Genomic DNA, 11,275 nt, shown 5'->3' with positions numbered 1-11,275 from the left:
GTGTCACTTATTTGCTTGAAATAGCCATAAAAGACAGGAATGTGGCGTGGTTGTCCCTTCCTTCCAAGCCGTGGCTTTTACTGCCCGTGGTTGTCCTCATCGGTGTAGCCGGGTGGTCGCAGCGGCATCGCGAGCCGGTTGAAGCGGCTCCTGAGAAAGTGGCGGTGCTTGAGCGGCCCATGGCCATCGGGCAAGCCCCGGCTCCCGACTTCAGCCACGCGCCGGTGCCTGCGATCCCCGCCGGTCACGAGGGCCATGGCGTGGAGTGTGCCGCGTGTGAAGCCGAGCGAGGACTCGCCGTGTGCCGGGAGGATTACGCGCAGATGGAGTTCGCGCGGCTCTCCGACGGCCTGCAAGCGGATGAAGTCCAATCCCGCCTCTTGTTAGAGAGCTGCCGTCAATTCGCCGCCGCAGTGGTGAAGGATTGGTCGCACGCGAAGTCCCGGCCGGAGCTGCCGGCGGACGCGGTGGTGGCCGCACAGCGCCAGCAGATTCTGGAACCCGTCCTGATCAAGATCCCGCGCAAGCCCGGCGGCGATTAGTTGGAAAAGCCCTGTATGAAACCGATTCCCTCCCTGATCGCGGCGGCCTGTGCCGCGGTGGCGCTGCTGGCACCCCGCCCGGCCCGCGCCCAAGCCGAGATCCCCGCGGACTTCCTGTCCATCATCGGTGACACGGCGGGCACGCTCTCGGATGGCTACGGTTCGCCAGGCTCGATTCCGGTGCGTGGCCGGGATGCGTTCCCGGTGCTGATCGATAGCGGCAACCTGCCCGCCCTGGCCGCGGGCCGCGCCGCCAACGGCAGCCGTGCGGTGGCGGCGGCTCATACCGGCTTCTTCAACACCAGCAACAACACGACCTCGAAGTTGTTCGTGAACTCGATCCTGTGGGCGAGCCGCAAGACCGTGCCATCGACCATCCGGGTCGGGTCTAACAGCTCGACGATCCGGACCTTCCTCGCGGGCAAGGGATTCCTGACCAAAACGATCACGACGTCGATGTCGACCACGACGAACGACCTGTCGACCTGCGACGTGTTCGTGGGGGATTTTCATAGCGGTTTCTCGGCCACCGCGATTTCCAAGATCATCGCCTTCGCGGCCACCAACGACGCGACCGGCGGCGGGGTGGTGGTGTGCTCGACGCCTTGGGCGCTCAATGCACAGCCCTTCGCCGATGCGCAAGCGGTGCTCGAACCCTTCGGGCTTTCGGTGAGCGGCAGCGGCACGAATGCGGGCAGCTTCACGGTGGCGGCGGCTTCCTACCCGGCCTATCACAGCGCGCTCAACGGTCTCGACCAGTTACTATCGGGACCGGCGATGACGCTGGCCGAGAAGGTGATCGCGGCTGGCGCGGTGGACCGGGTGCTGGCGGTGCGGCCGCAGCAGGCCGACGTTATCGCCGGCCTCGATTCGCTGGAGGGAAGCTACGGCACGATCACCCTGACCGGGGCGGCACCGCTGGTGAAGGCGAGTAAGCCGGTCGAAGCGATGCTGGCACGCTTCCAGTCCGGCAAGTTCGACGCGCTGACGGCAGCAGGCTTGTTCGCGCATCCCTCTGCCTCCGATTGGCCGGGGAGTCCTGCCGCGGGCAGCACGGTCTCGAAGACCTTCACGGTGAACGGCACCGTGCCAGCCGACGTTTTCATGAACCAGGGCAGCCGCGGGCGTCGGGTGGAGACCCGGCTCTACGCGGCCCCGGGCGCGACGCTTACCGTCACGATCCCGGCGGACAAGGTGGCCGCGGGCGTGGTCCTCGATATCGGCTGCCACATCGACGAGAACTTCCACCTCGATCGCTGGAACCGCTTCCCGAAAGTCACGAGGCGCATCCCGCTGACTCAGGTCACGACGCAGACCGGCAACGTCTTCGGCGGCATCGTGTGGATCGTGGTGCCCGCGGGTGCCAGCCTCGGGAACTTCGATGTGACGATCAGCGGTGCGCTGGAGGCTCCCTGCTTCCAGCTCGGCGTGGATACGGATGCGACTTGGAACGCGACCCTCAAGAACCTGCCCGGTGCCTGGGGCTGCATCATGACCGAGAATGTCCCGGGCTACGGCAATACCCCGGCCTTCACCGCCTACGTCTCGCGGACGAAGCTGCAGGGCGTCACATCCGCCGAGGCGGTGGCGCAGCACTGGAAGAAGGTGATGGAGACCGCCGACGACCGGATGGGCTACACGGCCTTCCGCAAGCGCGGCGAGTCGGCCCTGTCCGACCGCGACATCCTCGCCGGTGGCGGCCATGCCGGGTATCCGGTGATGATGGCCTACGGCGATAGCGACGTGCTGGTGGACGATGCACTCAAGAACGGCGATTGGGGCTACTACCACGAGCTCGGCCACACCTTCCAGGACAGCTTCGACGGCAACTACGGGATCGCGACGCATGGCGAGGTGGACGTGAACCTGGTGCCCGCGCTCCTGCACAACCTGGTCCACGACAACACCTGCTGGGACGGCGACATCCACGGGACCTTCAACGGCGGCAACCGCCTGAGCAAGCGCACCGCCTTCATGGCGCTGGCCCCGGCGAGCCAACTCTGGGGCACTGCCTGTGGCGATGGGGCGACCGGCTACGACTTCTACTTCAACCTCTCCGAAGCCTTCGGCTGGACCGCGTATCGCACTGCGCTATCGCGGCTGATGGCCTGGCACCAGGGTGGCACGGATGCGGCGCTGAGTTCCTTCAGCGGGACCAGCGACCAGGCGAAGCGGAACCGCTTCTACGTGATTTTCTGCGACGCCACGGGCCGCAATCTGGATACTTACTTCCAGCGCTACGGCATCGGCGTCACGGGCCGCGGCTATGAGATCAGCCAGACGGCGAAGGATCACATCGCGGCCAAGAGCTACCCGGTGTGGATCGACAACTCGCCAGTGGATTCGATCGGCGATCCCGGCGTTCTAACAGCCAGCGAGAGCGTGGCGGCGGGCACGCTGATCGCGGACCTGAGCGTGAGCGATGCGGAGGAGCCGGGCAGCTTGTTCACCTGGTCGATCACTTCCGGCAATACCGAGGGGCGGGTGCTCATCGACAAGCGTACGGGCGAGTTGAAGGTCTCCGCCAGCGGCTTGGATCGCGAGAAGGTGGCGAGCTACAGCTTGGGCATCCAAGTGGACGATGGCGGGGTGAACCGGACGACGGTTTCGCGCACGGTCACGGTGAATGTCGGCAATGTGGTGGAAGGCCCGCTGCCTGGTGGCACGGCGGTCTTGAACGCGACTTCGGTGATGGGGGCGGGGACCGTTCTCGGGCAAGCGATCATCGCGGATGTGACGCGCACGCTGACGGCGGTTTCGATCTTGTCGGGGAATGGCTCGGGGGCCTTCGCGGTGAATGCCAGCGGGCAGCTCGTGCTCCAGACGCCGGCAGCGCTACCGGCGGCCTCGGTGCTGACCTTGGTGGTCTCGGGCACGGACAGTGCGGGAGCGGGTGGCTACGCCATCGTGCGGGTGCTGGCGAACGGCACGCCGGGCCTGCGGGAACAGCGCTGGACGGGGACCACGAAGTACACGACGAACACCTGGACCGGGGCCACGAGTTACACGGGTAGTCTCACCTCGTCGACCAGCACCGAGAACGTGGCGGAGAACTACAGCCGCCGTCTGTTAGGCTGGCTGGTGCCGCCGGTTTCGGGGGAGTATACCTTCTGGGTTTCGGGAGATGACGATTGCCGCTTTTACCTCGGCACGGATGAGACCGAAGCGAGCCGGGTCCTGATGGGCAGGGTGTCCGGGTATACGAATTTCCAGTCCTTCGATGGCCAGGGCGGCCAGCGCTCGCTGCCGGTGAGCTTGGAAGCGGGGAAGGCGTATTGGTTCGAGGCGCAGCAGATGGAAGGCGGCGGCGGAGACCATGTCTCGGTGGCTTGGCAGGGCGCGGGGATCGGCACGCGGGCGATCGTGGCGGGTGCCTACCTGGTGCCGAACCAGGCGGGTGTGGCGATGAGCAATGACCTGCCGGACCCGCCGGTGTTCACGGCTGATCCGATCGTCAAGGCGGGGGGAATGCAGGGGGTGGCCTATTCCGGCACGCTCTCCGGCGAGGCGACCGATCCGGATGGCGGGACTCTGATCTATTCGAAGATTACAGGTCCGACATGGCTGGCGGTGGCGAGCAATGGCGCGCTGAGCGGCACGCCCACGAACGATGATGTGGGGCTGAATAGCTTGGTGGTGAAGGTGACCGATCCCACGGGCCTTAGCGATCAGGCGGATCTCCCGATCACGGTGGCGAACGTGAACGATGCGCCGGTCTTCACGGTGGACCCGATCGCGGGAGGGAATGCGACCGAAGGCGCGGCCTTCACGGGCAGCGTCGCGGCGACGGCGGGCGACATTGATGGCGATGCCTTGACCTATTCAAAGGAGAATGGCCCTCCGTGGCTGATCGTGGCGGCGGATGGTAGCATGAGCGGCACGCCGCCTCCCGGTAGCGCGGGCAGCAACGCCTTCACGATCCGGGCGAGCGACGGGAGTGCCTTCGACCTCGCGGCGCTGGTGATCGAGGTCGAGGGAGGCGCATCGCCCTTCTCCAACTGGATCGGCGGTATCTTCGGCGATGTGACCGACCCGGCGGTCATCGGACCCGATGCGGATCCCGACCATGACGGCGACAGCAACGCGATCGAGTTCGCGCTCGGCGGCTTGCCTAACAGCACCGCGGACCGGGCCAAGGTTTTCGCGCGCACCGAGGACAGCAGCGATTCCGGCACGGCCCGCGAGTTGGTCCTGACCATCGCGGTGCTCAAGGACACGCCCGGCTTCAGCGGCAATCCTTCGCCCGCAGCCAGCTACGGCGGCTACACGGTTACGGTGGAGGGCAGCATTGATCTCGGCGGCTTCTCCAGCGCGGTTTCGGTGGTTGAGCCGCTGGTAACGAATCTGGACGACGCGCCGGATGGGTATGAGTATCGTAGCTTCAAGTTGGATGTTTCTGACGAGCTGGCGGGTCGGGGTTTCTTGCGGGTGGAGGTGAAGGAGACGGAGTGAGGAACTTTCGTTGAAGAAGCGCAGACCATGGCCTCAAGGCCATGTCGGAACGGAGGTCGATCCAGGGTGAGAAGCGCATTTCCGCCGGCCCTCCGGGGCGGGAATCGTGTTGTGACGGGGTCCGGTGGTTTCCCCACCCGACGCACCTCCGGCGCTGGGAGGGGGACCGTGCGGATTGGTCGGTGGGTCGGCAGGGAGGGACCATTCGCCGCACAGAGGACTGTGCGGACCACCTTTCCGACGCACCTCCGGCGCTGGGAGGGGGACCGGTCGGTGGGTCGGCAGGGGGGGGCCATTCGCCGCACAGAGGACTGTGCGGACCACCTTTTCGGCGCGGCCTCGGGCCGTCCCCAGCCGGACCTTTCGGAGAACGGTCCCTGCCTCCGGAGTTGTCAGACAGCCCGAATCGTCACTTTTCGGGGCTTGCACTTATCACTGCAATCTGCAAGATCGGATTTGTCGGTCAACTTCGGTTGATTATCACCCCCGATGAAGCGGAATCCCGCGATCTTGGCCGCGTTGCTGGCCAGCGCAACCTTAGGTTTCGTTGCATTGCATGCGCCGAAGCCGCGTGGGGTCGTGTTTGCCGGGGGCCGGGGCGAGATTGTCACTGATAATGCGCAGTCCGGGAAGCATCGCGAGCAGGAAGTGCAAGGTCCGGAGCGGCCTGGGGACGAAAGCGGGATGGCGCTGAACGACAGTTTTTTGGGCGAGGCGGTGAAGGACGGCGCGTTTCATATCGATCTGCCGGACGGCAGCGTGGCAGACGGCGAGGCGACGAGAGTCAGCTCCGACGAGCGGGGCGTGCTGATGATCGAGGGTCGCCTGTTAGCTCCGAAGCCGGGCCGCTTCTTTTTCCTGCGCCAGACTCGGGAAGGGGTCGCCGGGAGTCTGGTGGGGCATCTCCTGTTCGATGGCGAGGAAGGGGCGTGGAAGGTGGAGCCGTCCGGACCCGGGCGGACGCCACGACTGGTGAAGACCGACCGGGATGAAGTGATCTGTGTGAACTACCGCAGGCCCGAGCCGATGGCTGCGGACGATGCCGCTGCCGAGTTCGCTCCCGCGGCGCATCCGATCGACATCCCGCTGCCCGATTATCAGGACATCGTGCCGCTGCAAAGCCTGCCCGGGGCGAGCGCGGTGATCTACCTGGACTTCGATGGCGAGAAGGGCCCATTCCCGAGTTGGGGAGATTTCGATGCCGCCGCGCCGGGCGTGACGAACGAGCAGGTGAAGGTGGTCTGGGACATGGTCTGCGAGGACTTCCAGGGCTTTAATCTCAACATCACCACCGACCGCCGGATCTTCGACAATGCGGCACCGGGCAGCCGCCAGCACGTGATCATCACGCCTACCGACACTGCCGCTCCTGGGGCCGGCGGCGTGGCCCACGTCAGCACTTTCAACTTCACGGCGGACGTTCCCTGCTGGTCCTTTTACAGCACCGGGAAGTACTGCGCGGAGGTGATTTCCCACGAGGTCGGCCACACGCTCGGCCTTGCGCACGACGGGCGCAACGTGCTGCCGGTGGAGACGGGGGAATACTATCTCGGCCATGGCTCCGGGCAAACCGGTTGGGCGCCGATCATGGGCACGGCCTATTACCAGAACGTGACCCAGTGGTCGAAGGGCGAGTATGCCCTCGCCAACCGGACCCAGGACGACCTCGCGATCATCGTCTCGAACAACGACGTCCACTATCGCAGCGACGATACCGGCGATGAGTTGGAGACCGCGCGCTACCTCGAAATCGCGGGGGATGACAGCGTCTCGAACGAGGGCATCATCGAGACCGGCGCCGATGTGGATGCCTTCCGTTTCAAGACCAGCGGCGGCGCGGTGAGCCTGCGGGTCGATCCGGTGGCGGTGAATCCGAATCTCGATGTCCTGGCCGAACTGGTGGATACGGCCAGCGGCGATGTGGTGGCGATTGCGGATCCGGATGCAACGCTTCATGCCACGCTGGATGCGGTGCTGCCGGCCGGCGAATATCTGCTGCGGGTCAGCGGCACGGGGCGCGGCAATCCCTTGTTAGACGGTTACACCGACTACGGATCGCTGGGCACTTACTTCGTCAGCGGCAGCGTCGCCGGCGGGGTCAAGCCGCTGCGCTTCGCGGTGGACGAGAATAGCGGCCCGGGCTCGGCGGTGGCCAGCGTGGTGCCGGTGGAAGATCACGGGAGCGCGGTGCTGACTTGGGCGATCCTTTCCGGGAATGGATCGGGGGCCTTCGCGATTGATTCGAACACGGGCGTTTTGAGCGTGGCCGATGCCTCGAAGCTGGACTTCGAAACCCTGTCCACGCGCTGGGACGATCCGGCGACCTTCGAGTTGCTGGTGTCGATCACCGATGCCGATACGCCCGGGCTGAGCGAGGTGCTGCGGGTGGTGATCACGGTGGCGGACCTCAACGAGGCGCCGGTCCCGGCTACCCTTTCCGCGACCGTCTTGGAAAGGACCCGGCCCGGCACGGCCTTGCTGGCCATTCCTTCGACCGATGCCGATCACTTCGACCTGCCGTTCTATGCGATGACGGGTGGCAACGAGAACGGATGGTTTTCCATCGATCCGGACAGCGGATGGATTTCAACTTCCGAAACGGGGATCGGCGAGGTAGCGGAAGATACGCCCGTGACCCTGACGATCGAGGTGAGCGACCACGGTTCACCGCCGCTCACCGGCAGCAGCAGCGTGACCCTGACCGTGATCAACATCGTGTCCGATCATGTGCCGGGAGGGATCGTGCGGACCTACTATGAGGGCATTCCCGGAAGCGCGGTGAGCGATCTGACCGATGCGGTGGCGCAATGGCCGGAACGTCCCGACAGCGAGGAATTCCAGCCCGACTTCGATTCCGGGACGCACGGTGATAATTTCGGCAGTTCCCTGCATGGCTACTTCATCCCGCCGGTGAGCGGGAACTATCGTTTCTGGATCGCTTCGGACGGGTCCAGCCAGCTCTGGCTCGATTCCACACCGGGCCAGACGGGAGCGACGCAGATCGCCTCGTTGAGCGGTTCGATCGAGCCGCACACCTGGGCGGATGGCGTGCCCTACCGCTCCTCTCCGATCTTCCTGACGGCGGGCGAGGCTTTTCATATCGAGGCGCTGCACAAGGAGGCGAGCGGGCCGGATCATATTTCGGTGGCATTCTCCGGCCCGGGGATCGCGAAGCAATTGCTCACCGGGAAGTATCTCGCGCCGGAGTCGCGGAATTACGCCCCGTCCGTCACCGGCCATTTCGCCATCGGCGAGGATGCGTTCGCCGGGCAGGAAGTTGGGAGCGTGGAGGTCAGCGATGCGAACGCCGGCGACAGCCATGGCGGCCATGCGATCACGGCGGGGAACGAGGACGGAGCCTTCAGCATCGATCCGGGCACGGGTGCGATCCGCATCGCCCTGGCCGGTTTGTTAGACGCGCAGGCGGTGCCGGAGCGGACGCTCCTGGTCAGCGTGGTGGATGATGGCGCGCCGTCACGGAGCGGCAGCGGGGAAGTTTCCATTCACGTGATGCCAGCCGGAGTAATCGCCGGTAGCGGTATCCGGCAGCAGGTGTGGAACGGGATCGAAGGAACGACGCTGGAAGATCTTACCTCGAGCGCCGGATATCCATTCCATCCCGATCTCACGCGGACGCTGTCCGACTTCGATAGCGGGGCGAATATGGGCGACCACTACGGTTCCCGCATCCGGGCGCTGGTGACCGCGCCTGCCAGCGGCTACTACACCTTCTACCTGGCCTCCAATGACAAGGCGCAGCTCAAGCTGAGTGCGGATGCCGGCGCGGCGGGCGCGGTGGAGATCGCCAGCGTCAATGGCTGGACCTACTATAACCAGTGGACCAAGTACGCGTCCCAGGAATCCGCCGCGGTGTATCTGGAAGAGGGGACTGCCTACTACATCGAGACCTTGCAGAAGGAAGACGCCGGATCGGATCACGTGCAGGTTGCTTGGACCGGGCCGGACATTTTCACGCCGACGGTGATTCCGGGTGAATGCCTGGAGCCCTTCGACATCAATCTCCCGCCGGACTTCGGGCAGCCGGCCCCCCTGGCATTCGAGGTGCTGGAAGGGCTTGCGACGGGCTCGGTCATCGGCACCGTTCCCGCCAGTGATCCCGAGGGTGAAAGCGTGCTTTACTCGTTCCTTGCCGGGGATGCCGCCTTCGCCATCGACCCGGCGAGCGGGGCCATCACGGTGCTCGATCCCGGGGCCTTGAGCATCGGCACGCATGTCTTGAGCGTGGGCGCGCAGGACCGGGGCCTTGCGGGGACTTACCCCTTCAAGACGGCGGGCATCGCGGTCACGATCACGGTGCTGAGCACCAATCGAGCGCCGGTCTTCGCCACCGGGCAAGTCCTTCGCGAGGTGGCGGAAGACCTGCCTTTCGAGGAGTTGCTGGCGGCGACCGATCCCGATGACGGCGATGTGCTGGTCCACACCAAATTTTCCGGCCCGGACTGGCTGACCGTGGACAGCGATGGCACGCTGCACGGCACGCCGCAGGGCAGTGACATCGGGGAGAACCCTTTCGTCATCCGCGCGACCGATGCGGAGGGTCTCTACGATGAGGTGGAGCTTTTGATCACGGTGATCAACACCAACGACGCGCCGCTCTTCGCCGAAGATCCGCTGGACGGCGGCGGACACGGGCGCGAGGGCGAGGCCTTTACGGCAGGGCCGCTGCTCGCGAGCGATGAGGATGCGGACGACGTGCTGGTCTTCATGAAGATCGAGGGACCGGAGTGGCTGCTGGTCGCGGAGGACGGGAGTCTCTCCGGGACGCCACCCGCGGGAAGCTCCGGGGCGAATGTCTTCAAGGTGCGGGTGAGCGACTTGGCCGGCGATTCCGCGGAGGCTATTTTCCAGATCGATGTGGAGGCGGCGGGTCTGCCCCTGCCCTGGGACGCGACCTTGGTAGGGACGGCGCTAGAGGGCTCGAGCTCGGCACCCGGGGAGGGCGAGTTCCTGATCTCCGGCGCAGGTCGGCTTGAGGCGCGCGCCGACTCCTTCCAATTCGTGTGGCAGCCGCTGAGCGGCGACGGGATGATTACGGCGAAGGTGGACGCGATGGACGATACCGGGCTCTTGGCGCGGGCCGGAGTGATGATCCGCGATTCGCTCGCCGCCAATTCGCGGCACGTCTTCCTCGGGCTGAGCGGGGAAGGGAGCTTCCGCTGGGTGCGGCGCACGGGGCTCAATGGCAATACTTCGACCAGCGCGAGCGGCAGTGCGGCCTTCCCGGATGCCTGGGTGCGGCTGACGCGCAGCGGTGATGTGATCACCGCCTACAAGAGTTTCGACGGGACAAGCTGGGTCCAGATCGGCAGCCTGACGGCGGCGTTGCCGGAGACCTGCTATTTCGGACTGGCGGTGGCCAGCGGCAGTTCCGGGACGCTGAATGAAGCCCGCTTCAGCAACGTGTCCCTCGTGCCTTGATCCGCGCCCGTCACTTGATCCTGCTGCTCGCCGCGCTTGCGGCTTCCTCCTGCGGCAAGAAGGATGCGGAGGGGACGGCTCCGTCCGCGAACGGGAACAAATCCGCGCGTTCGGAGGATCGTACGGAGCGCGGGGAAGGGGACGATGGGGATGCGGTGCGGACCTTGAAGCGGAGCTTCGAGGATGCCTTGGTCACGCCCGATGCGGCATCGCGCGAGAAGGCGCTGGAGCAGGTCGCATGGGATGGGATCGACGTGGATGCCGGTCTGGCTCGCAGCGCCTTCGAGAAACTGGCACCGGACAGTGCGGCGAGACAGCGGCTGGCTGCGCACTTCGCGATGCGGCTGGCCGAGAGCAATCCGGACGAGGCGATCGGGTGGGCGAAGACGCTCGCGGAGGGCGAGCGCGCCGAAGCGCTGGGCCGGGTGGCGGTGGTGATTTCGAACAAGGAGCCGGAGCGTGCCGCGCGCTTGATCGCGGAGGAAATTCCCGCGGGTACCCCGCGCGACCGGGCGGTGGTCCAGGTGCTCCAGCGCTGGTCGCAGACCGAGCCGGCGGCGGCTGCCGAGTGGAGCAGCGATTTCCCTGCGGGAGCGGCGCGGAGTGCCGGGCTGAAGGTGACGCTCGCCGCTTGGCTGGAGAAGGATGCCCCGGCGACGGCGGCGTGGATCGAGGCGCGCGGGGATGACATGCTGCGGACCGAGTGCCTGGTGGCGGTTGCGGATTCCTTGAGAAGGGCGAGCCCGGCATTGCGGACGCAGGGAGTCGCGGCCTTCGGGAACGTGGAAATCCGCGGTGCGCTCGAAAAGCTGCTGGCCCAGCCGCCGCCTTGAGTGCATGGT

Annotated in this window: 4 protein-coding genes; all 4 read left to right on the top strand. The window is 65.8% G+C overall.

Annotated features, from left to right (window positions below):
* Positions 1-86 precede the first annotated feature (86 nt).
* The 4 genes from ABWK72_RS02835 (at position 87) to ABWK72_RS02820 (ending at position 11,266) form a co-directional block, all read left to right on the top strand.
* A complete protein-coding gene (locus ABWK72_RS02835) occupies positions 87-542 on the top strand; it encodes a hypothetical protein (RefSeq protein ID WP_367873267.1) in 456 nt (151 codons plus the stop codon).
* A 15-nt stretch (positions 543-557) separates the two neighbouring features.
* On the top strand, positions 558-4,994 hold the full coding sequence (locus tag ABWK72_RS02830) for a M60 family metallopeptidase (protein WP_367873266.1): 4,437 nt from the start codon (positions 558-560) through the stop codon (positions 4,992-4,994).
* Positions 4,995-5,483: 489 nt separating this feature from the next.
* The gene (locus ABWK72_RS02825; RefSeq protein ID WP_367873265.1) at positions 5,484-10,433 is read left to right on the top strand and encodes a cadherin domain-containing protein; all 4,950 of its coding nucleotides are present in this window, start codon (positions 5,484-5,486) and stop codon (positions 10,431-10,433) included.
* Positions 10,430-11,266, top strand: coding sequence for a hypothetical protein (locus ABWK72_RS02820; protein WP_367873264.1), 837 nt, complete (start codon positions 10,430-10,432; stop codon positions 11,264-11,266). The genes ABWK72_RS02825 and ABWK72_RS02820 overlap by 4 nt, the downstream gene beginning before the upstream one ends.
* The last annotated feature ends 9 nt before the right edge of the window (positions 11,267-11,275 follow it).

This window comes from Luteolibacter sp. Populi, assembly GCF_040801775.1.
Classification (GTDB): Bacteria; Verrucomicrobiota; Verrucomicrobiia; order Verrucomicrobiales; family Akkermansiaceae; genus Haloferula.
This window is presented reverse-complemented; position numbering and strand designations above follow the sequence as displayed.